17 protein-coding genes are annotated in these 22,060 nt (G+C 63.2%); 7 read left to right on the forward strand and 10 right to left on the reverse strand.

The window, feature by feature from the left end; all coding sequences use genetic code 11:
* Positions 1-162: 162 nt before the first annotated feature.
* The 3 genes from ACZ9H4_RS02330 to ACZ9H4_RS02340 all read right to left on the reverse strand — a co-directional run bounded on the left by ACZ9H4_RS02330 (position 163) and on the right by ACZ9H4_RS02340 (position 3,516).
* The gene (locus ACZ9H4_RS02330) at positions 163-750 is read right to left on the reverse strand and encodes a c-type cytochrome (RefSeq protein WP_476118135.1); all 588 of its coding nucleotides are present in this window, start codon (positions 748-750) and stop codon (positions 163-165) included.
* Positions 743-2,017, reverse strand: coding sequence for a sulfite dehydrogenase (gene soxC, locus ACZ9H4_RS02335; RefSeq protein ID WP_476118136.1), 1,275 nt, complete (start codon positions 2,015-2,017; stop codon positions 743-745). The genes ACZ9H4_RS02330 and soxC overlap by 8 nt, the downstream gene beginning before the upstream one ends.
* A gap of 161 nt (positions 2,018-2,178) precedes the next feature.
* Complete coding sequence (locus ACZ9H4_RS02340; protein ID WP_476118137.1) at positions 2,179-3,516, reverse strand: LLM class flavin-dependent oxidoreductase; 1,338 nt, start codon at positions 3,514-3,516, stop codon at positions 2,179-2,181.
* 374 nt (positions 3,517-3,890) lie between these two features.
* Here ACZ9H4_RS02340 and ACZ9H4_RS02345 point away from each other — a divergent pair, with 374 nt between their 5' ends.
* The 6 genes from ACZ9H4_RS02345 (at position 3,891) to ACZ9H4_RS02370 (ending at position 11,448) form a co-directional block, all read left to right on the forward strand.
* Positions 3,891-5,123: an SfnB family sulfur acquisition oxidoreductase gene (locus ACZ9H4_RS02345; RefSeq protein ID WP_476118138.1), complete on the forward strand. Its 1,233-nt coding sequence runs from the start codon at positions 3,891-3,893 to the stop codon at positions 5,121-5,123.
* A 73-nt stretch (positions 5,124-5,196) separates the two neighbouring features.
* Entirely contained in the window at positions 5,197-6,150 is a 954-nt protein-coding gene (locus ACZ9H4_RS02350; protein WP_476118139.1) for an aliphatic sulfonate ABC transporter substrate-binding protein, read from the forward strand.
* A gap of 209 nt (positions 6,151-6,359) precedes the next feature.
* Positions 6,360-7,580 (forward strand): LLM class flavin-dependent oxidoreductase, encoded by a 1,221-nt coding sequence (locus ACZ9H4_RS02355; RefSeq protein WP_476118140.1) that lies wholly within the window; start codon positions 6,360-6,362, stop codon positions 7,578-7,580.
* Positions 7,581-7,656: 76 nt separating this feature from the next.
* Positions 7,657-8,718 (forward strand): ABC transporter substrate-binding protein, encoded by a 1,062-nt coding sequence (locus tag ACZ9H4_RS02360; RefSeq protein ID WP_476118141.1) that lies wholly within the window; start codon positions 7,657-7,659, stop codon positions 8,716-8,718.
* Between the two features lie 45 nt (positions 8,719-8,763).
* Positions 8,764-10,383, forward strand: coding sequence for an ABC transporter substrate-binding protein (locus tag ACZ9H4_RS02365; protein WP_408139462.1), 1,620 nt, complete (start codon positions 8,764-8,766; stop codon positions 10,381-10,383).
* A gap of 39 nt (positions 10,384-10,422) precedes the next feature.
* Positions 10,423-11,448, forward strand: a complete 1,026-nt coding sequence (locus ACZ9H4_RS02370; protein ID WP_476118142.1) for an aldo/keto reductase — start codon at positions 10,423-10,425, stop codon at positions 11,446-11,448.
* Positions 11,449-11,523: 75 nt separating this feature from the next.
* On the opposite strand, the gene ACZ9H4_RS02375 is transcribed toward ACZ9H4_RS02370, so the two are convergent.
* From ACZ9H4_RS02375 to ACZ9H4_RS02395, 5 genes are all read right to left on the reverse strand, one after another.
* Positions 11,524-13,260 (reverse strand): ABC transporter ATP-binding protein, encoded by a 1,737-nt coding sequence (locus ACZ9H4_RS02375; protein ID WP_408323705.1) that lies wholly within the window; start codon positions 13,258-13,260, stop codon positions 11,524-11,526.
* Positions 13,261-13,262: 2 nt separating this feature from the next.
* Positions 13,263-14,228: an ABC transporter permease gene (locus ACZ9H4_RS02380; protein ID WP_408139465.1), complete on the reverse strand. Its 966-nt coding sequence runs from the start codon at positions 14,226-14,228 to the stop codon at positions 13,263-13,265.
* 43 nt (positions 14,229-14,271) lie between these two features.
* On the reverse strand, positions 14,272-15,252 hold the full coding sequence (locus ACZ9H4_RS02385; protein ID WP_408139467.1) for an ABC transporter permease: 981 nt from the start codon (positions 15,250-15,252) through the stop codon (positions 14,272-14,274).
* A gap of 13 nt (positions 15,253-15,265) precedes the next feature.
* Entirely contained in the window at positions 15,266-16,870 is a 1,605-nt protein-coding gene (locus ACZ9H4_RS02390; protein ID WP_476118143.1) for an ABC transporter substrate-binding protein, read from the reverse strand.
* A 255-nt stretch (positions 16,871-17,125) separates the two neighbouring features.
* Entirely contained in the window at positions 17,126-18,760 is a 1,635-nt protein-coding gene (locus ACZ9H4_RS02395; RefSeq protein WP_408323699.1) for an ABC transporter substrate-binding protein, read from the reverse strand.
* 298 nt (positions 18,761-19,058) lie between these two features.
* Between ACZ9H4_RS02395 and ACZ9H4_RS02400 the strand changes: the two genes are divergently transcribed.
* Complete coding sequence (locus ACZ9H4_RS02400) at positions 19,059-20,288, forward strand: porin (RefSeq protein ID WP_476118144.1); 1,230 nt, start codon at positions 19,059-19,061, stop codon at positions 20,286-20,288.
* 86 nt (positions 20,289-20,374) lie between these two features.
* Here ACZ9H4_RS02400 and ACZ9H4_RS02405 read toward each other — a convergent pair whose 3' ends face one another.
* Together ACZ9H4_RS02405 and ACZ9H4_RS02410 are read right to left on the reverse strand one after the other, a co-directional pair.
* Entirely contained in the window at positions 20,375-20,722 is a 348-nt protein-coding gene (locus ACZ9H4_RS02405) for a DUF3088 domain-containing protein (RefSeq protein WP_408139473.1), read from the reverse strand.
* A 49-nt stretch (positions 20,723-20,771) separates the two neighbouring features.
* Entirely contained in the window at positions 20,772-21,989 is a 1,218-nt protein-coding gene (locus ACZ9H4_RS02410; protein ID WP_408139475.1) for an acyl-CoA dehydrogenase family protein, read from the reverse strand.
* Positions 21,990-22,060: the final 71 nt, after the last annotated feature.

A 22,060-nucleotide genomic window follows, 5' to 3' on the forward strand; every position in this document is an offset into this window, starting at 1 on the left:
GCAGTCCGACGAATGTACCGGCGCAGGCGCGCGGCGACAACGAAGCAAATCCGATACGTTTATCTGCTGGAGTGATAAACCCGATGCTTTAACGCATTCCGGGCGGCCGCGACGCTTTACTCGCGTGTGCCGCTTCGGCCTTCGTGTCGGCGAACCTGCGCGTCATAGCCGTCCGGGGCGCGGATCGGCCACGAAACCCTGCCGGTTGGGCATCACCACTCGCGGCAGGGACGCCGCGTCGAGGCGCGCATCGGCTGCAACGATGCCGTTCTGGTTCAGCAGGAACGCGCTGAGCGCATAGACCTCGTCGGCGGACAGCGATTCGGGCGCGTTGTAGGGCATCGCGCGGCGGATATAGTCGAACAGCGTCGTCGCATAGGGCCAGTAACTGCCCACGGTGCGCTTCGGCTTTGCGCTGGTCAGCGTGCCCTGCCCGCCGACCAGCGGATCGCCAAGCCCGCCCTGGCCTTGCGCGCCGTGGCACGCGGCGCACTTCGCGGCGAACAGATGCGCGCCCGTGGCGACGTCGCCGCTGCCCGCGGGCAAACCGCGGCCATCCGGCGCGATGTCGATGTTCCAGGCGGCCAGCTCCTGCTCGGTGAGCGGCGTGCCGATGCCGTGGCCGGGCGCCACGCTCTGAACGATGGACGCGTCCGGTGCGATCGACGAACAGGAGACCAGCGCGCATAGCGAGAGCCCTGCGGCCAACGCCGTGCGCACTCGCCAGCGTGTCGAACAGGCGTCACGCATTACGCACCTCGCCGCTCGCGTCGACCCGCCATTGCTGGATCGCGTTGTAGTGGTACTGCGAGTTCAGCCCGCGAGCGGCAACGAGTTCCGCGCGAGTGGGTTGCACGTAGCCGGTCGAATCGGTCGCGCGCGAGAGAATCGCGGCGGGGCCGCCGTCCCAGCGCCAGTCCGCCTGAAAGCGCGTGAGCGCGCGATCGTGAATGGCGCCATCGAGACGCGCAAGACGCCAGGTCGCGCCGCCATCGGTCGATACTTCGACCTTGCGAACGGTGCCGCGCCCGGACCAGGCAAGCCCGGTAATCGGGTAGTAACCGTGTGTGGTGAGGCGATGCCCCGGCGAGGGCCGCGTGATTACCGACTTCGCATCCATCTCGAACGCGAACTGACGGGCGGTGCCGTTCGCGAGCAGGCTCGTGTACTTCGAAGTTTCCTCGCGCGTTTGCAAGGGCGCATCGACTACCTTCAGACGACGCAGCCACTTGACGTTCGTATTGCCCTCGAAGCCGGGGACGATCAAACGCAACGGATAACCGTTCTCCGGCCGCAGACGTTCGCCGTTTTGCGCGTACACGACGAGCGCGCGTTCGAGTATCCGTTCGAGCGGCAAACTGCGCGTCATCACGGCGGCATCCGCGCCTTCGGCGAGCAGCCAGCCACGCGCCGGATCGATCTGATTCGACAGACCGCCCACCTCTTCCAGCAAGGTCGACAAGCGCACGCCGGTCCATTCACAGCATGAGAGCAGGCCATGCGTGAGTTGCACCGGCAGGCCGCTCGGCCCGTTCCACTCGTTGCCGGTATTGCCCGAGCATTCGAGAAAATGGATGCGCGATTCGGACGGCAGGCGCAGCAGATCGTCCATCGTGAACAGCTTCGGCGTACGCACCAGTCCGTGAATCGCGAGCCGATGCTGAGCCGGGTCGATGTCGGGTACGCCACCGTGATGACGTTCGTAGACCAGACCGTTCGGCGTGAGCGTGCCGTGCAGATCGGCGAGCGGGGTCATCGATGAAGCCGCGCCGGGCAGCGGCCACGCCCGCGCGCTGCGCCGCACGACATCCACCTCGTGCGGCGACGGCACGCCGTACGGATGCTCGAGTATGGGCGCGCCTGGCACGCGGCTCGACGGCGCGATGTCGAGCGGCTTGAGCAGTTCGGCGGCCGCCGCTGCGTGCGAGGCAACGAGGCCGCCCGCGGCGAGACGCCTGAGCAGGCGGCGGCGAGTGCGCGATGGCGGCGGATGCAGCGGCTGGGTGCGGGCATTCATGATGGCGGCGGCGCTTTGTCGTACTGGTGGGCTCGTGGGCAAGCCTGCGATGCTAGCAACGGCGCGCACGCTCGCCAAACAATCAATCGTGATATCGATCGCAGCATGGCTGATGCGGGCGCGTCATACGCAACACAGCACGCGGCCCCGACGAAGGCCGGCTATCGAGCGCGATGCGCAGGCCGCCGCAGCCCGAGGTTTTCGCGCAACGTGCGCCCTTCGTACTCGCTGCGGAACAAGCCGCGTCTGCGCAACTCGGGCAACACGAGTTCGACGAAATCGGTCAGGCCGTTCGGCAACACCGGCGGCATGACATTGAAACCGTCTGCGCCGTAGTTCACGAAGCGCTCTTCGAGTTGATCGACGATCTGCTCCGGAGTTCCGACGAGTTGCCAGTGACCGCGCGCACCCGCTACCCGCAAATAGAGTTGGCGGATCGTCAGGTTCTCGCGACGCGCCAACTCGATCGTCAACGACTGCCGGCTCTTGCTTGCATTCGTTTCCGGCAACTCGGGAATCGGCCCGTCGAGCGGATAGTCCGACAGATCGAAGCCGCCGGTGAGTCCGGACACCAGCGCGAGCCCCACTTTCGGATCGAGGAGCGACTGCAACTGGTCGAACTTTTCGTTCGCCTCGCTCGCGGTGCGTCCGACAATCGGGAACACACCCGGCATGATCTTCAGATCGTCGGGCTCGCGGCCATAAGCCCGCATGCGTCCCTTCACGTCGGCGTAAAAGGCCACTGCGTCCGCGAGCGTTTGCTGCGCGGTGAAGATCACCTCGGCCGTGCTGGCCGCCAATTCCCTGCCCGCTTCCGACGATCCCGCCTGCACGACGACCGGATGCCCTTGCGGAGAACGCGCGACGTTCAGCGGGCCTCGGACCTGAAAGAAACGTCCCTTATGGTCGAGCACATGCCGCTTTTGCGGGTCGAAGAAACGGCCGTTGGGTTTGTCGCGGACAAACGCATCGTCTTCCCAACTGTCCCAGAGCCCTTGCGTGACTTGCGCAAACTCGGTCGCGCGTGCGTAACGCTCGGCGTGATCGAAATGTTTGTCGCGATTGAAGTTCTTCGCCTCGTGCTCGCTCGACGACGTGACCAGATTCCAGCCGGCACGTCCGCCGCTGATGTGATCGAGCGACGCAAACTTGCGCGCGATGTGATACGGCTCGTTGAAGCTCGTCGAGGCCGTTCCGACCAGGCCGATGCGCTCGGTCACCGCCGCCAGCGCCGACAGCAGCGTGATGGGCTCGAACTGCGCGACATAGCTGTGTGCGGTGCGGCTCAGAAAGTCGACGTTGTCGCCGCGCGTACCCACACCGTCGGCCAGAAACACCAGGTCGAACTTCGCGGCTTCGGCCCCCTGGGCAAGCTGTACGTAATGGCGGAAATTGACGCCGGCATCCGCCTGCGCCTCGGCATGCCGCCATGCCGCGATGTGATGTCCCGACGGATAAAGAAAGGCGCCGAGGTGCAAGTGCCCGCTACGTCTGCTCATAGAGGTCCGCGAAAGAGGGTTAGCGAGGTGAGCGTGCCGCGGCGGCTCTGAATCTGCTGGAGCCAAGGTGCTCGCGGGTGATCTGGATGGCTAAAGAGCCGACGTTAGCGGTGCGGGCGACGAATGGCAACGAAGCGAAACTCATAACGTTATGAGCACGGCGTGTTCGCCATGCTTACGCTCTGCGCGCGAGGAACCGTCGAATTGATCGCATCAGGAATCAGCTAAGAATAGCAATTATTGTTCGTTGTCCGTCTTCAATCTTCTTCGCATAATTTTTGACGTTTCCGACACCTCGAAGCAGCGAGTCGCGCTTCATGAGCGCCGATATTGCTGTTCAACACGATCCCGAGCGGATCGCTCCGGAGCCCTTAATGCCCACTCAAACGTCGAACGCCGCGTTCGCCGACCCTGCCGCGCCCCGCTCCAACAAACCGGCTCACGCCATCAAGTCCGACGCCGAGGCGATCGCCACCGCGCAGCACCTCGCCAGCCGCTTCGCCGCCGATGCCGCGCGCCGCGACAGAGACCGCAGCCTGCCGCACGAAGAACTCGATGCCGCATCGAACGCCGGCCTGTGGGCGATGACCGTACCTGAAGCGTACGGTGGTGCGCAGGTTTCCTACGTGACGGTCGGGCGGGTCTTCGCCATCCTCGCCGCGGCCGATCCGTCGATCGCGCAGATCCAGCAGAACCATAACAGCGCCGTATTCTGGCTCTGGAAAACCGGCACGGAGCAGCAACGCGCGTTCTTCCTCGGCGAGATTCTGCGCGGCGCACGCTTTGGCAACGCCAACGTCGACGTCGGTGGGCGACGCCCCGCCGGCTCCGCCATGACCATCGCCGCCGACGACGGCGGCTTCCGGCTGTCCGGCCGCAAGATCTATTCGACCGGCGCGCTGTTTGCCGACTACGTCTCGACCATCGGCCAGGACACGCAGGGGCGCCGCGTCGTGGCAATTGTGCCCACGGGGCACCCGGGCATGAAAATCGTTGACGACTGGGAGAGCTTCGGCCAGAAAACCACCGCGAGCGGCACGGTGATCTTCGACAACGTGTGGGTGCCCGCGCTAAATGTCTTGCCGATCTACCGCAGCTACGAAGAATGGCCGCAAAACGCCATTTCGCAGATCAGTCACGTCGGCATCGACGCGGGCATTGCGCGCGGCGCAATCGACGCGACGATCGCTTTCATCCGGCAGCGTGACGCCGACTCCGCGCCGTCCACGGCTGCCCTCGGCGCCGACCCTTACGTGATCTACCAGCTAGGCGAACTGAAAACGCGCCTGCATGCGGCCGAAGCCATGATGGACCGCGCCGGCCACGCGATCGACGGTTGCCTCGCCGCCCCAAGCGAGGACACGATTGCCGAGGCGTCGATCGCGGTCGCCGAAGCCAAAGCATTGACGACCGAAATCGCCATCGAAGCCAGCAACAAGCTATTCGAACTCGCAGGCACGCGGTCCACGCATCCGTCGTTCAATCTCGACCGGTATTGGCGCAATGCTCGCGTACATACATTGCACGACGCCGCGCGCTGGAAATACGCGGCAGTCGGCAACTTCTATCTCAACGGCGAACGGCCACCCACTAGCGGGCAGACCTGAGGTGGCTGCCGTGCCCCTTAACCGTGTGACATCCCCCGCTTCACCATCCACCCATTCTCCAGGAGATGCCTGCATGCCAGGACGTCGTCAATTTCTCGCCGCCGGCGCTGCGGCACTCGCCGGCGCGGCCTTCGCCACGTCGACGCGCAAAGCCTCGGCGGCGACATCCGATACGATCAGTCTAGGCTTTCAGAAGACCGGCATTCCCCTCGTTGCGCGGCAACTCAAGGTATTCGAAAAGCGCTTCGAGCCACGCGGCATTCGCGTCAAATGGATCGAGTTCCCCTCCGGACTGACGCTATTGCAGGCGCTCGATATGGGCGTGATTGCATTCGGCAATTCCGGCAACGTCGGCTGTATCTTCTTGCAGGCGTCGGGAGGTCATGTCAACTACATCGCCGCGCAGCCGACAGGTGCGAAAAGCGAAGGCATTCTGGTCAAGGCAGACTCCGGCATACACACGCTCGCCGATCTGCGCGGCAAGAAAGTCGGCTATGCAAAAGGCTCCAGTTCGCACGATCTGATCGCCGCCGCACTCGAAAAGGCCGGGGTGAAATTGTCGGAGATCGAAACCTTCTCGCTCAGCGCCGCAGATGCCGCGTTCGCGTACGAAGGCGGAAATATCGACGCGTGGGTGATCTGGGACCCGTATTTCACGCTCGCGCAAAAGCACACGCCTTCGCGTGTGCTTGCCTATAGCGGCGACATCGAATCGAGTTCCGGCTTTCTGCTGGCGAACAGCACGTTTGCCGCGGCGCATCCCGAGCTGGTCAACGAGTACATCGAAGGATCGAAACAAGCGGCCGAGTGGGCCAAAGCACACCCGGGGGACGTGACTGAAGTACTGGCGAGCGCCACCGGCATCGCGCCCGATGTGATGGCGGCCGTGAACCGCAATGCGAGCTTCGACGTGACAGCACTCAGCGCGCGGCTGCTCGACAACCAGCAGGCGACAGCAGACCGCCTGTTCGCACTCGGGCTAATTCCGAAGAAGGTCGATGTGCGCGACATCGTCTGGAAAGCATAGAACGCAAACCATGCTCATGCGTGGAAACAGGCCGCTAAAGCGGCACTTTCACGCATCGCCTGGCACTTCAGATTAAAAGCAGTTTTCGTTGTTTGGCGTTCCGGATAACGACGTGCTTTACTGTTTGCACCCCCAGGTTTTGCCGCCGCGCCGCGTGCGATCTCGCGGACAACGCGTACGTTCATACTTGCATCGCAAGGAATTTCACCGTGCCCGAATCAGTCGTTACCCCACCATCACGCACATCGGCACCTCCTGCCGACGGTGCCCGCGATGCGTCGCCTTTCGTCGCAGTCCGTTCGCCCACCGCCTTTACGGATAGTCCGGTTTCGCGCGCCTTTGAACAGCCCTTGCTGCTTGGCCTGTTCCTGCCGATTCAGGCCGGCGGCTGGAGCGCATCCACCTTGCCCCGCACGACGGACTGGAACTTCGAGTACAACCTGGAGCTGGTGCAGAAAGCGGAATCGTTCGGCTTCGACCTGGTCTTCGCCCTGTCGCAATGGTTGCCCAAGGGCGGCTACGGCGGCGTATTCAACGGAGAAGCACTCGATTCGTTCATGTCGCTCGCGGCGATGACCGCGCGCACCGAACGCATCATCCTTGTCGCCACCAGTCACGTGTTGTATGGCCCGTGGCATCCTCTGCATTTCGCCAAATTCACCGCGACGCTCGATCACATCTCGAAGGGGCGCTGGGGCATCAACGTCGTCACCGGTCATCGTGCGATCGAGCACGAGATGTTCGGCTGGCATCGCATCGATCACGACCGGCGCTATCAACTGGCGGCCGAATTTCTCGACGCCGTACAGCAATTGTGGTCGCAGCCCGATAACTTCAGTTTCGCGCCCGAACTGTCGAGCTGGAAACTGGACAAGGCCTTCGTCACGCCGAAGCCGCGCTACGGACGCCCGCTCCTCGTCAACGCGACCGGCTCGGACGCGGGCATCGACTTCGCCGCGCGCTATTCCGATGTGGTGTTCATCACGAGCCCGGCCGGTTCGGAAATCGAAGCGGCGCTCGCCGCGCTGCCGGCGCACACCGCTCGCGTGAAAGCCGCCGCCCAGGCACATGGCCGCAAGATTCGTACGTTGCTCAACCCGATGGTGATCTGCCGCGAGACGCCCGCTGAAGCACGCGCCTACCACGATGCGATCGTCGCACACGGCGACGAAGGCAGTTTCCATCGCTTCGACAGCGACGCGCACGCGTGGCGCGGAGGCGCCGAGCAACGCAATTCGGCGGCAGCGCGCGCGGTGGGCGGCAACATTTCGATCGTCGGCTCGCCGCAGCAGATTGCCGACTACATCGTGCGACTGCATCGCGCCGGTGTCGACGGCGTGCAACTGAGCTTCTTCGATTTCAAACCCGACCTCGAATTTTTCGGCGAGTGCGTGCTGCCGTTACTGCGCGAAGCCGGCTTGCGCTATTGATTGCGTCAGCGCGCCGCGTTCGTCGAACGCGGCAACCATCCCAACAAAATTCCACTCAACCACGCAGGTGATCCGCATGAGCCGAATCTGGTACACGCGCTGCCCGGCACCGACCCCGTTCGGCATCGCGGCGCAAAAAGGCTGGCTGCAACAGGAATTCGCAGCCGACGGTATCGACGTCAAAGCACTGCAGGATGCCGACGATGTGCTGATCCGCCGCTCGCACTTCACCCATAGCCAGCCATGGTCGTTTCGCCAGGGCGGCAATATTCCGGCACTGTGGGCGCGCGCTCAGGGCAGCGACACACGCCTGATCGGTCTGAGCTGGGTCGACGAGTTCCAGGCGCTGATCACGCTCGACCGGCAACTCGACGCCACACCGCACGCGCTCGCCGGGCGTCGCTTCGGTTTGCCGCGTAATACGCGTGCGAACGTGGTCGATTTCCATCGCGCCACCGCGCTGCGCGGGTTTTCGTCGCTGCTCGATGTGGTCGGCGCGCAGTTCGAGGATATCGATCTGGTCGAACTGCCGCACACGCCTCGCGGACTCGAAGACGCGAAGCCCGCTAGCGGCGCCCCGCTCGGCGTGTGGCTCGACGCGCAACGTTCGCACGAATTCGCCCGCGAAGCAGAGGCGCTTCTGCGCGGCGAGGCCGATGTCGTGTTCGTCAAAGGTGCGACCGGACTCGATATCGCGAATCTTCTCGGTGCGAAAGTCCTCGTGGAGATCGGCGCGCAATCCAATCGCGCGCTGCACGCGAACAATGGCACACCGCGTCCGTTGACCGTGGACGCGCAACTGCTGCGCGAGCGTCCCGACCTTGTGGAACGCGTGCTGGCTCGCACCCTCGCCGCCGGCGACTGGGCCGAGACGCACGCGGCCGAAGTGGCGAGTTACGTCGCCCGCGAGGTTCGCAGCGCCGAGCATTGGGTCGAACGCGCGTATCCGGGTGGCCTGCACCGGCAGTTGGCGATCGGCCTCGATCCGCAGGCGCTTGCCGCGCTCGCCGATTTCAAGCAGTTCCTGTTCAAGTGGGGCTTCGTTGCGACGGATTTCGACTTCGACGCATGGGTCGATCCGGTTCCGCTCGCCGCGGCACTCGAGCGACGCAATGCGCTCGCCGGATCGGCAGTCTGACCCGTCTCCGCTTTCTCCTTCTCTCCTCTTCTCCCATAACAAAAGATGGCACATGTCACCACGCAGGCCACACTGCGTCGCTACGGCAAGCGGGTCTTCAGCGGAGCGTTCGCATTTGCAGTGACACTCGCCGTCGCGCTCAACGCCCACACGGCGCAAGCGCAGACGCGCGGCGGTACGCTCAATTTCATCGTCACGCCGGAGCCGACCGCCCTCGTCGATCTGGCGACCACCGCGACCAACGTGCTGAAGGTCAGCGGCAAAGTCACCGAAGGTCTGCTGGAATACGACTTCAAGTTCGAGCCGAAACCCTCGCTCGCGACCTCATGGGAAATCAGCGACGACAGCCGCAAATACGTTTTCCATTTGCGCCACGGCGTGAAATGGCACGACGGCAAACCCTTCACGTCAGCCGACGTCGCGTACTCGATCCAGACGCTCAGGCAAGTCCACCCGCGTGCGAAAACCACCTTCGCCAATGTCACCGATATTTCGACGCCCGATCCGTACACGGTCGTCATTACGTTGTCGAGATCTGCGCCGTGGCTGATCAAAGCGTTTTCGTCGTCGGAAACGCCGATCGTGCCGAAGCATATCTACGACGGCACCGACGTCCTCACCAATCCGGCCAACAACGCGCCGATCGGCACGGGCCCCTTCCGGTTCATCAAGTGGGTGCGCGGCAGCTACATCGAATACGCGCGCAATGACGACTACTGGGACAAAGGCAAGCCCTGGCTCGACAGGATCGTCGTCAAGGTCATCAACGATCCGGCTGCGCGCACCGTCGCGTTCGAAGACGGCTCGGTCGATCTAAGCGGCGATACGCCGGTGCCGCTGTCCGACCTTGCGCGGCTGAAGGCCAACCCGAAGCTCGGAATCGAGTCGCGCGGCTACGAATTCCAGGCGGGCGTGGCGCGCATCGAATTCAATCTCGACAATCCGGTGCTGAAGAATCCGAAAGTGCGCCAGGCTATCGCATCGGCGCTCGATCGCGAGGTGATCCGCAAAGTCATCTATTACGGCTACGCCACGCCGCTCGCGAGTCCGATCATTCCGTCGAGTCCGTATCACGATCCGGCGCCTACGCCCTATCCGTTCAACGTCGAGCACGCGAACGCATTGCTCGACCAAGCCGGCTATCCGCGCAATGCCGACGGCACCCGCTTTGCGCTGACAGTCGATCCGCTGCCGATCGGCGATCTGCCCGCGCGCACCGCCGCCTACGTCAAGTCCGCGTTAGCGCGCACGGGCATTGCCGTGACGGTTCGCAGTCAGGATTTGCCGGCCTACCTGAAGCGAATCTATACCGACCGCGATTTCGACTTCAGCATCAACGGCATGAGCAATCTGTTCGATCCGGTGGTCGGCGTCGCGCGGCTCTATACGACCGGCAACTTCCGGCGCGGCGTGCCGTTCACCAACGGCTCGCACTATAGCAATCCAGAGATCGACCAGTTGTTCTCGCGCGTGGCCGAAGAAACCGACGAAGCCACGCGCAAGCAGCTGTTCTCGCAGATCCAGCGCATCCTCGCGCGCGACCTCCCGGACATCAATCTGGTGTCGCCGCAATACATCACGGTGTACTCGCGCGCGGTGCACAACCATACGACGTCGCCCGACGGCGTATCGGCGAGTTTCGCCGATCTCTGGCTGCAGCGTTGAACCGCCTCACCCTCTACACTTTCACGGAATCCGTAAAACATGGAATACAGACAGCTCGGCCGCAGCGGCATCAAGGTCTCGACACTGACGCTCGGCACGATGATGTTCGGCGGCCCCACCGACGAGGCCACTGCGGCCCGCATCATCGATCTGGCTCAGGAACAGGGCATCAATTCGATCGACACCGCCGACGTCTACGTCAAAGGCGAATCGGAACGCGTGGTGGGCCGCAGCATTGCCGCGCAGCGCGAGCGCTGGGTGCTTGCGACCAAGTTCGCCAATCCGCTGCAAGACGGCGACGTCAATGCAAGCGGCGCGTCGCGCAAACATATCGTGCGTGCGGTAGACGCAAGTCTGAAGCGCCTGAACACCGATTACATCGATCTGCTCTACATTCATCGCGAAGATCACCAGACGCCGGTGGAGGAAACGGTGCGTGCGCTGAACGATCTGATCCGGGCAGGCAAGCTGCGCTACTACGGGTTGTCGAATCATCGCGCGTGGAAGATAGCCGAATTCAGCCATACAGCGCAGGCGCTCGGGCTGGATGCGCCGGTCGCGAGTCAGCCGCTCTACAACATCGCCAATCGCCAGGCTGAGGCAGAACAGTTGGGCGCGGCGCACCGCTATGGGCTCGGCGTGATTTCGTACAGCCCGCTTGCGCGCGGCGTGCTGACCGGCAAGTACGAACCGGGCGCGACGCCCGCCGCCGACTCGCGCGCGGGCCGCAGCGACCGGCGCATGCAGCAGACCGAATGGCGGCCGGAATCGCTGGAACTGGCGCGGCGCGTACGCGAGCACGCCGAAGCGCGCGGCCTCACAGCCGGGCAATTCGCGCTCGCGTGGGTGCTCAATAGCCGTTATATCAGTTCGACTATTGCGGGGCCGCGCACCGAAACGCAATGGCGTGACTACCTGCCGGCGTTGCGCTATCGACTCACTTCCGAAGACGAAGCGTTTGTCGATTCCCTCGTGACGAGCGGCCATCCGTCCACGCCGGGCTTCAACGATCCGGGCCATCCGTTCTTCGGCCGGATTGCACGCCACGGGTCGCCGCAGGACTGAGTTGGGTCGAGCCAGACGGCTATAAAGACGAACCATCGGAAAGAGGCGGCGCAAGCCGCCTCTTTCCGCATCGCTTTAAGCCGCTTGCGCGTCGAAACGTCTGCCGGGAATCGCGTCGAGCAGCGTACGCGTGTAGGCATGCTGCGGCGCGCGCCAGATCTCGCGATGATCGCCGCTTTCGACGATGCGCCCCGCCTGCATCACATGCACGCGGTCCGCGATATAGCGCACCACGGAAAGATCGTGCGAGATGAACAGATAGGCAAGCCCGAGATCGCGTTTGAGTTCCACCAGCAGATTGAGGATTTGCGCCTGGATCGACACATCCAGAGCGGACACCGGTTCGTCGCAGATCAGCAGGTCCGGTTCGAGCACCAGCGCCCGCGCGATGCCGATGCGCTGACGTTGCCCGCCCGAGAATTCATGCGGAAAGCGCTGTGGTGCGGAACTGGGCAGTCCAACGCGGTCCAGTATCGCGGCGATGCGCGAGCGGCGTTGCCGCGCGTCGTTCACACCGTCGACCACCAGCACCGTATCCAGAATCTCGCCAACCGTACGGCGCGGATTGAGCGACGCATAGGGATCCTGAAACACCATCTGTACGTGACGGCGCAACGGCCGCAACTCGTGCTCGCGCAGCGGCACCAGATCAGTGCCGCGCAGGCGAATCTGGCCGCCCGCAGCCGGTACGAGCCGCAGGATCGCTTTCGACAGAGTCGATTTCCCACAACCGGATTCGCCGACAAGGCCAACCGTTTCGCCACGCGCGATCTGCAGCGACACACCGTCGACCGCGCGTAGCGTCGTCTTGCCATCACGATGCGGATAGTCGATGCGCAGGTCGTGCAGCGCGAGCAGCGGCGCGTCGTCTGTTGCGCGTCGCGCGGCAGCCGGTTCGTCGTGCTGTCCGGTACGCGGCGAAAGGGGGACGACCGCAAAGTTCGGCTGGCCGTCATCGTCGATACCGTGGCGGATTTCCGGCAGTTTCCAGCCTCGATAGTGCAGGTCGTCGGCGAGATTCAACGACGCGCCGAGCAGGCCGCGCGTGTATGCGTGCCTCGGTTGCGTGAAGAGTTGCGCGACCGGCGCCTGCTCCACCATCTCGCCCGCCAGCATCACCGCGACGCGGTCCGCGTGTTGCGCGACCACGCCGAGATCGTGCGTGATCAGCAGCAGTGACATCGACAACTCGCGCCGCAGACCATCGAGCAGTTCGAGAATCCGCGCCTGAATCGTGACGTCGAGCGCCGTGGTCGGCTCGTCCGCGATCAGCAGACGCGGCCGGCACGCGACCGCCATTGCGATCATCACGCGTTGCCGCTGGCCGCCGGACAGCTCGTGCGGATAATCGAACACGCGCCGCTGCGGTTCGGGAATGCGCACCAACTCAAGCAGTTCGATTGCGCGCTTCCACGCGGCAACTTTGGAAAGACTCTCGTGCTGGCGCAACGTCTCGACGATCTGCGCGCCTATTGACAGCACCGGGTTCAGCGAGGTCATCGGCTCCTGGAAAATCATCGACATCTGCCGGCCGCGCACCGCGCGCATGTCCCGCTCCGACAAATCGAGGAGTTCGCGGCCGTCGAAACGCAGGCTGCCACTCACGCGCCCCGGCACCGGCACGAGCCGCATCAGCGACAGCGCGGTGGCGGATTTGCCGCACCCCGATTCACCGACCAGCGCCAGCGTCTCGCCTTGCGCAACATCGAAATTCAGCCCGCGCACCGCTTCATGCGCGCCGAAACTGACGCGCAGATCGCGCACTTCCAGCAGGTTTGCCGATCTAGTCACTTCGTGAGTCCCCGGTTTCATGATCAGGTGCGTTCCCGCAGACGCGGGTTAAGCGCGTCGTTCAGGCCGTCGCCGAGCAGATTCAGCGCCAGCACCGCGACGACGATCGCGGCGCCGGGAATGGCGGTCAGATACCAGGCGGTGCGCAGCGAATCGCGTCCCGCGCCGATCATGCCGCCCCAACTGACGACGTTCGGGTCGCCCATGCCGAGAAACGACAGTGACGACTCGATCAGAATCGCGCTCGCCACCATCACCGACGCGGTGACGATCACCGGCGGCAGCGCATTCGGCAAAATCTCGCCGAAGATGATGCGCGCATTGCTGAACCCCTGGCTGCGCGCCGCGAGCACGAAGTCCGCCTCGCGTAGCGTGCGAAATTCGGCGCGCACGATTCGCGCGACGGTCGGCCACGACGCGATGCCGATCGCCAGCGCAATCACCGTGACGCTCGGCCGGCCAATCGCGACAATCACGATCACCAGCAGAAACGACGGAATGGTTTGAAAGAGTTCGGTCACGCGCACCAGCACGTTGTCGATGACACCACCGAAGAAGCCGCCCGCCGCGCCGACCAGCGTGCCGATCACGAGACCGATTCCCGCCGCCGCCGCGCCAATCATCAAGGACACGCGCGTGCCGTGCGCAATGCCGGCAGCGACATCGCGTCCGAGCGAATCGGTGCCGAGCCGGTACTGCGGATCGGCGCCCGGCCACTCGAAAGGAGCGGCGACCATGTCGAGCGGATCGCCGGGAAACAGATGTCCCGCACCGAAGGCGAGCGCGATGAACCCGGCGAGCAGCACGAGTCCGGTCAGCGCCGACGGATTGCGCAGCAGCGCCCGCCACACGCCGCGCCCGCTGCGCGGCGCAGCGGGCGCGGTGCCGGTGCGGCCCTGGCCGAACAGCGCACCGGCCAGTTGACGGCGCCACGTTGAAACCGCCGGTTCGGGCGAGGTGGAGATCAGATTGGAAGAGTCGGAAGCCATTGCATCTCTCTGGTGAACAACGGGTCGGCGCAAGCGTGAAGAGTCACGCAATACGTGGATCGAGCCAGGCCTGAAGCAGATCGACCAGCACGTTGGCGACGATCACAAGCAGCGACGACAGCAGCAGAACGCCGAGCAACACGCTGAAATCACGCGCCATTACGGCGTCGAGCGCGAGCCGCCCGAGACCGGGCCAACTGAACACGGTCTCCGTCACCGCCGCGCCGCCGAGCAGCGTGCCGAAATGAATGCCGACCATTGTCGTCAGCGGCATCAGCGCGTTGCGCAACACATGCCGCACCGTCACGCGCCACGGATGCAGGCCCTTCGCTTGCGCGGTTCGCACGAAGTCCTGGCGTTGCACTTCGAGCATCGCGGCGCGGGTGAGCCGCGCATAGATCGCGATAAAGAACGTCGCCAGCGTCGCGGCGGGCAGCAGCACGTGCTGCGCCGCGTCGGCGAATAACGCAAAGCCATGCAGTTGCACGCCGAGCGTCACGTTGCCGCCGCTCGGCAACCAGCCGAGGTGCACCGAGAACAGCACGATGGCGAGCAAGCCGATCCAGAAGCCCGGCGTCGAATAGAACAGCAATGCGAGCACCGACAACACGCGGTCCGGCCACTTGCCGGCCCAATGCGCCATCACCGCACCGAGCGTCACGCCGATCACGATCGCCAGTGTCAACGCCACGCCCATGAGCAGCAACGTATTCGGCAAACGCGACAGGATCAACTGCATGACAGGCATGTCGTAACGCGGCGAATAGCCAAGGCTGAAGTGAGCCAGATGCGTCAGGTACGACCACAATTGATGCAGCAGCGGCTGGTCGAGGCCGAACTTCGCGCGCAGCACTTGCATCGTTTCCGCCGTGGCCGAGCCCGATTCTCCAGCGAGCACGTCGGCGGCATCGCCCGGCATCAGTTTCAGCAGAAAGAAGTTCAGGATCACGATGCCAACCACCGTCGGCAGGACCTGCCATGCGGTGCGCCGCGCTATCGCGCCGAAACCCAGACTTCGGCTCATCGTCGATCTCCTGTCAGGCGCTCAGATAGACATCCGCGAGATTGCCTTCGAGGCCCTGCGCGGACACGGTGTGGTTGTGCACGCGCCGGTTCGCCAACGTGACCATGCGCGGCGCGACGAGGTTGAGAATCGGCAGATCGCGATAGACGATCTGCTGGAACTGCTGATACAACGCGACGCGTTTGCTTTCGTCGATTTCGACAGAGGCGCTTTCGAGCAGGCGGTCGACTTCGGCGTTGCTGTAGTGCGGCGCATTCGAAAACGGCACGCCTGGGCGAATGTTCTTCGACCAGTAGAGACGCTGGACGCCGACGCTCGGATCGAACAGCGTGTTCACGCCGATGCTCGTGAAGTCGAACTGGCGGTCCGCGTAGACGCGCTTCAGGAACGCGGGCAGGTCTTGCGAGCGCACGGTGACGTCGATGCCCACGCGCGCAAGTGCCGACTTCACGTAGTCGGCCTGACGGCGGTACAGGTCGCCATAGGGCAGGAAATCGTGCGTCAGCTGGAAGCGCACGCCGCCGTCCTTGCGCGGGTAGCCCGCTGCGTCGAGCAGCTTTTCCGCGCTTGCGATATCGAATGCGTAGGCTGCGAGCTTCGCATCGTGATACGGCGAGCCCGGCGTGATCGGCGTGGGCGACAGATCGGCGTAGCCGTACGCAATCGTGCGTTGCACGACTTGCGGATTGATCGCGTGGGCAATCGCCTGACGCACTCGCAAGTCCTTGAGAATCGGGTGATCGAGATTGAAGTCGATCTCGGACAACGGTTCCAGAAAACGGTAGCCGCGCGTTTCGACGGCCAGTTGCGGCAATTGCGTGAGGCGCTGCAGATCGGTCAACGGCACCGGGTTTTCACCGCCCAGATCGAGCGCGCCGGTTTCGAAGGCCGCCGAGCGAGCGGCCGCGTCGGGGATCACCTTGAATACCAGGGCGTCGATATAGGGCTTGCCCGCGTCCCAGTAGTCGGGGTTGCGCTCGTAGACGATATTGGCGCCGCGCGTCCATGACTTGAAACGGAACGGCCCCGTTCCGATTGGGGCGTTGTTGTGCGGGTTCGTCAGCGGATCGCCGGACGCGTACAGATGCTTCGGCACGATCGGCGATTCGCCGGCCGACCACGCCTTCAGCAGATACGGCGCCGGTTTCGACAATTCGATGATCGCGGTGCGTGCGTCGGGTGTGCTGACGCGCGTCACGTTGGCGAACGTGCTGCGTCCACGCGGATGCACCGCTTTGAGCAGGTCGATCGAAAACGCGACATCCGCCGATGTGAACGGCTGGCCGTCATGCCACTTGACGTTCTGGCGCAGCGTAAAGGTGTATTTCAAGCCGTCCGGGCTGACCGTCCACGCCGTGGCAAGCTGCGGCTTCGGCCGCAAATCGAAGTCGTACGCGAGCAGACCTTCGAGCACTTTCGAACTCGCGACGAGCGCAGGCCCCGTGGTCTGGAAGATCGACACGAGTACCGGCGGCTCCGGGTTGATCAGCATGTTCAAGGTGCCGCCTCGTTTCGGCACGGCGGCGTCGCCCTGTGCGAGCGCCAATGCCGGCATGCCCGTCGCGGCGAGCGCTGCGCCCGTTGAAATCAGAAAGTCGCGTCGATTCAGTCCTGCCATGTGATCCAGACCCTGGTTGCCGACGACCCGGCCGGCGTGAGTTGCCTGTCGAGTCGTCGTGATGTCGTCGTGATGTCGTCGTGATGTCGTCGTGGTGTCGTCGTGGTGTCGTCGTGGTGTCGCGGTCGTGTCGCCGGCCGTGCTGCTGCCGCAACGCTCACGATAAAGCCGCTGCGGCGCCAAAAGAACCAATGGTTCCGCATATGCAAAGCACGAGACGGACGAAAGACCCCGCAGCACCGGCCATCTCCCGAGTCACGCGATGAACACGTCGGCGAGATTGCCGTCCAGGCCGTCGGCGGTCACGGTATGGTTGTGCACGCGGCGGTTGTAGAGCGTGACCTGTTTCAGCGTGACGAGATCGATGATCGGCAGATCGCGTCCCACCACCTGCTGGAATTGCCGGAAGTATTTGACGCGCGTCGCGGGATCGTTCTCCACCGCCGCCGCTTCGAGCAGACGATCGACCTCCGGGTTGTCGTAGTGCGACGCGTTGGAGAACGGCACGCCTTTTCTGAAATTGCGCGACCAGTAGAGCCGCTGCACGCCCACGGTGGGATCGAACGTATTGCCGAGGAAGTTGGCGTCGAGGTCGAAATCACGGTCGGTATAGATACGCTTCACGTAGGCGCCGAAATCCTGCGAACGCACAGTCGATTCGATCCCGATGCGGCGCAGTGTTTGCCGCAGATATTCGGCGAGCCGCGCGAACGTCGGGTCGTAGGGGTTGTAGTCGATCGTCAGCGGAAAACGGAAGCCGTTGGATTGACGCGGCAACCCGGCCTCGTCGAGCAGCCGCCCGGCTTGGGCGAGATCGAATGGCGACGACGGCGCCTGCGGATCGTAGAACTGCGTGAGCAGCGGACTGATCGGCGACGGCGCAACGATCCCGTAGCCGTACCACACCGATTGCAGAATGGCCTTCCGGTCGATGCTGTGGGCAATCGCCTGGCGCACCTTTAGTTGCGACAGATACCGGTTGTCGAGATTGAACTGCAACTGCGTCTGCGCTGCGTCGTAGCTGTATCCGCGCGTTTCCAGTGCAAGATGGGGCAATGCCTGCAGCCGTTGTATATCGACGAGCGGCACCGGGTTCTCGCCGGCCAGATCCAGCTCACCTGTTTCAAGCGCGACCGCGCGAGCCGCCGCATCGCCGATGAAACGCACGACCAGTTCGTCGACATACGGCTTCGGTGCATCCCAGTAGTCCGGATTGCGCACAAACACCGCATGACTGCCGCGCTCCCAGCTTTTGAAGCGATAAGGACCGGTCCCTATCGGTTCGATATTGTGAGGATTGTTAAGGGGATCGCCACTGCCATAAAGATGCGCGGGCACGATCGGCGACTCGGACGCGGCGAGCGCATAGATCAGATACGGTGCGGGCTTCGATAGCTTCAGCACCGCCGTATGCACATCGGGCGTGCGCACTTCGACCACGTTGGCAAATGTCGAACGGCCGCGCGAGTGATACTGCTTCAGCAATCCGATCGACACTGCCACGTCTTTCGACGTGAACGGTTGACCGTCGTGCCAGCGTACGCCGTCGCGCAACCTGAACGTGTACTGCAGACCATCTCCGCTGATCGACCAACCGGTCGCGAGTTGCGCACGCGGTTGCACGTTGAAGTCGTAGCTCAGCAACCCTTCGGTCACTTTCGGACTGATCTTCTGTTCCGCACCTGCCGTCGTGGCGAAATTGACTAGCACGTTCGGCTCGGGATTCACGAGCAAGGTCAACCGGCCACCGTGACGCGGCGCCACGGTGCCGTTCTGCACAGCCGCGTGCGCCAGCGATCCGAACGCGCCGAATGTCAGGCCGGCCGCACTTCCCGCAAGCCCGATCAACGCACTGCGACGTCCCGAATCAAACTCGTTGCGATCACTCATGCCCGCTCCTTTTGAATCCGCCTGACACGGCAGACGATGCTTATCGGAAGCGTCGCAAGATATCAATCAACGGCATGAACAAGAACGAATTAATTGAGGATTGCATAGATAAATCGTGCGCCTTGGTGCTATCGCTTTCAGATCAGCAACGCAACGTCTGTTCGCTTGAATCGTCGATATATATATCGAGTTTGGTTGGTTTGCCGTTCGGTTCGCGTTGCTTATCTTTACTGGCCTTTTCACTTCTCTGCACTGGCAACCATCCCTCTTACATTCAAACAATCCGCTTCAATAGAACATGAAAAAACTGATTTTATTTTTTGGCCTTTCGCCTTTTCTCACCGCTGCAGTCCATGCTCAAAGCAGCGTGACGTTATACGGCATCGTGACTGGCAACGTAACGTATTCGAACAACGCTCAAACCGCCGCCACGGCAAATGGCGGGCGGCCGGCAGGCGGCGCACAAGTCGCGCAGTTCGACAGCGGCACGTCGGGTCTTGCATCGAGCCGCTGGGGACTGAAAGGCACCGAGGATCTCGGCGGCGGGTTGAAGGCGATCTTCCAACTGGAAAGCGGCTTCAGCGTGAATAACGGCGCGCTCGGACAAGGCGGTACGGAGTTCGGCCGCCAGGCATGGGTCGGCATCAACGCGGACCGTTACGGCACCCTCACGTTGGGACGTCAGGGCGACACCTCGGTCGAGTTCGTGTCGGCATTGTCGTACGGATGGTATTGGGGCAATCTCGCGATCCATCCCGCCGATTACGATAATCTGAACTTCACACACCGCATCAACAACTCGATCAAGTATCTGTCGGATTCGTTCAGGGGATTCCGCTTCGGCGGCCTGTATAGCGTCGGCGGCGTGGCCGGCAATGTCACGCAGAATCAGGTGTGGTCGACGGGTATCAGCTATACCGGTGGCGCGTTCGCCATCGCGGCGTCGATCATCAACGCGCGCAACCCGAACACGTCGCTATACGGCACCAATGCGAACGCGAGCGCGACCGGCAACAATCTGGGCTCCGCCGGATCAGCCACCGCACCGGAGTCGAATCCGGTCATTGCCGGATTCGCATCGGCACGCACTCAGCAGACCGTCTCCGTTGCAACCACATACACGACGGGCGGGGCGATCTTCGGCGTAGCCTATTCGAATACACAGTTCCGCGGACTCGGCTCGAACCCCTCGCTCAACACGTTCAACTATAGCGGTTCGACGACACTCAGCACGGTGGGCGCGAGCTTGCGCTACCAGGCCACACCTTTCCTGCGCTTCGGCACGTCGTTCGACTATACGGAAGGTGGCAGCGTCGGCAACAAAGGCGGCGCGAAATACGAGCAGCTCAATCTCGGTACTGCGTATTCGCTATCGAAATCGACCGAGGTGTACGTGACGGGCGCCTACCAGCACGCCAGCGGCACGGACTCGCTGGGACGTCCGGCGGTTGCCGCAATCGGTTACCTGACGCCTTCCACGACCAACAAGCAGGTCGCGGTATCGGCGGGCGTCAAGCATCTGTTCTGATGCGAGGGAGCTGCCTGGCTCCTTCAGAGCGCGCCAGTTGCACGAGCAGCGGGCGCGGCGCTCGACATCACGCCGCGCCGCTGCATTCAATGTACTTTTGGAAAACCGTGACGCTGGGCCAGCAGATCGAGTATCCGACGCGTATCGGTCACGAAGCGCTTTTCTCCCAACACCTCAGCATCAGCAGGCGCCAGTTGTTCATCGCCGAAAATCAGCACCGGCAAACTCTGATGTTCGGCGTCCAGCGCTTCGACGACCGCCGCGCGTGGACGCGCAAACGGCAGACGGCGGATGTCCAGACGTGCATTGAGCGCCACGTCGCTCGCCAGCAAGCCCTCAATCGGCGCGCCGTCCGGGCAGATGAAACGCTCGCCTGGATGGTTCGGATCGGTGAAGCCCGGCTCCAGCAACAACAGCAGATCTCGTCGGCCCATAATTTTCCGTGATGGATGGTGAGGGAATGGATGGATGGCGCGGTACTGGTCAGAACACGCGTCCTTCGGTGAGATGCGTCGTCGCTCCGTTCAACTCGTAGTCGCCGATTACGCGCGCCTTGTGCAGCAGCGGGTTGTGACTGAAGATGGTGCGTAGATTGCGCCAATGGCGATCGAAATTGTGCGAGCGTGCAGTCGCCGACGCGCCGCCGATCTCGAACAGCCGCTCGCCCGCATGCAGCGCCAATTTGCTGACCACCAGTTGTGTCTTGGCGGTTGCAAGCGCGCCTTGGAGCACCAGATCTTCGGCATTCGCCGCGCCGTTGCGAATCGCAACCGCCGAGCGATCGAGGGTCCGAGCGTTCTGCTGCACCAATGCGTCGATCGAAAGGCTATGTGCGGCGAGATCGCCCACCACCTGCTGCACGAAGCCATCTTCGCGCGCGGACGGCGCCGGGCTGTGCAGTACCGGGCGGCCGTGTTGAACCACGTAACGCCGCGCGTCCGCGAGAATATTGCGTACGATGCCAGCCGCTACGGCGACCAGATGCAATTGCCGCACCGCGCTGCCGTGACGGCCTGCCAGACTCGTATAGCCGCGCGTCGCGACTTCGTGTGCGAAAACCTGCACGTTGTCGAGCACGAGACTGCCGCTCGCCGTCATGCGCTGGCCCATGCCGTCCCAGTCGTCGAGTACTTGCAGACCCTCACGAGCCACCGGAATCACGATGGAAACCTTCTCGTCGTTCTCATCCTGCACGTTGATTCGCGCATAGTCCGAAAAGGCCGTGCCGGTCGAATAGTACTTCTTGCCTGTGACTCGAAAGTGCTCGCCGTCACGCACGAGTTGCGTGACGATTTCTCCCGGACGCGAAGTGCCGAGTTCCGTCGACGCGCCACCAAATATCGCCCCCTGGCGCACACGCTCGATCTGCGTATCGTTGAAATCCGAGCGAGGCGATAACAGCAATTGCTCGGTCAGGTCGTAATGAATCCGCAGAGCGTGGGCTACATTCGATTCATGGGCAGCCAGCGTCGCGACGACATGAAAGAGATCGTCGAGCGACCCGCCAAGGCCGCCCCACTCGACGGGAAAGCGCAGTAAGCCGAGCCCCGACTCGCGGAACAACGCAAAGCGGTCGAACGGCAATTCGCGTCGTGCCTCTCGTTGCGCGGCGTCTTCGCCGATTGCCTGGGCCAGCGCCGGCAAGCCAGCCAGCGCTGCATCGAGCGTCGCGGGCGCCGCTGTGTCGAGAGATACCTGCATGCCAATATTCCTTTTTGAATGCGTGCGGATCGAAGCGACCCGGCTGTTTAAGTTGTTTTGAGCTGGATGAG

It is taken from the genome of Paraburkholderia sp. TE9906 (assembly GCF_056279605.1).

Bases quoted from the DNA above. Each gene is read 5' to 3' on its own strand.
- soxC (WP_476118136.1), bottom strand. From the start codon at position 2,017: ATGAATGCCCGCACCCAGCCGCTGCATCCGCCGCCATCGCGCACTCGC.
- ACZ9H4_RS02340 (WP_476118137.1), bottom strand. From the start codon at position 3,516: ATGAGCAGACGTAGCGGGCACTTGCACCTCGGCGCCTTTCTTTATCCG.
- ACZ9H4_RS02410 (WP_408139475.1), bottom strand. From the start codon at position 21,989: ATGCAGGTATCTCTCGACACAGCGGCGCCCGCGACGCTCGATGCAGCG.
- ACZ9H4_RS02360 (WP_476118141.1), top strand. From the start codon at position 7,657: ATGAGCCGAATCTGGTACACGCGCTGCCCGGCACCGACCCCGTTCGGC.
- ACZ9H4_RS02385 (WP_408139467.1), bottom strand. From the start codon at position 15,252: ATGAGCCGAAGTCTGGGTTTCGGCGCGATAGCGCGGCGCACCGCATGG.
- ACZ9H4_RS02370 (WP_476118142.1), top strand. From the start codon at position 10,423: ATGGAATACAGACAGCTCGGCCGCAGCGGCATCAAGGTCTCGACACTG.
- ACZ9H4_RS02350 (WP_476118139.1), top strand. From the start codon at position 5,197: ATGCCAGGACGTCGTCAATTTCTCGCCGCCGGCGCTGCGGCACTCGCC.
- ACZ9H4_RS02380 (WP_408139465.1), bottom strand. From the start codon at position 14,228: ATGGCTTCCGACTCTTCCAATCTGATCTCCACCTCGCCCGAACCGGCG.
- ACZ9H4_RS02405 (WP_408139473.1), bottom strand. From the start codon at position 20,722: ATGGGCCGACGAGATCTGCTGTTGTTGCTGGAGCCGGGCTTCACCGAT.
- ACZ9H4_RS02375 (WP_408323705.1), bottom strand. From the start codon at position 13,260: ATGAAACCGGGGACTCACGAAGTGACTAGATCGGCAAACCTGCTGGAA.
- ACZ9H4_RS02400 (WP_476118144.1), top strand. From the start codon at position 19,059: ATGAAAAAACTGATTTTATTTTTTGGCCTTTCGCCTTTTCTCACCGCT.
- ACZ9H4_RS02390 (WP_476118143.1), bottom strand. From the start codon at position 16,870: ATGGCAGGACTGAATCGACGCGACTTTCTGATTTCAACGGGCGCAGCG.
- ACZ9H4_RS02395 (WP_408323699.1), bottom strand. From the start codon at position 18,760: ATGAGTGATCGCAACGAGTTTGATTCGGGACGTCGCAGTGCGTTGATC.
- ACZ9H4_RS02365 (WP_408139462.1), top strand. From the start codon at position 8,764: ATGGCACATGTCACCACGCAGGCCACACTGCGTCGCTACGGCAAGCGG.
- ACZ9H4_RS02345 (WP_476118138.1), top strand. From the start codon at position 3,891: ATGCCCACTCAAACGTCGAACGCCGCGTTCGCCGACCCTGCCGCGCCC.
- ACZ9H4_RS02330 (WP_476118135.1), bottom strand. From the start codon at position 750: ATGCGTGACGCCTGTTCGACACGCTGGCGAGTGCGCACGGCGTTGGCC.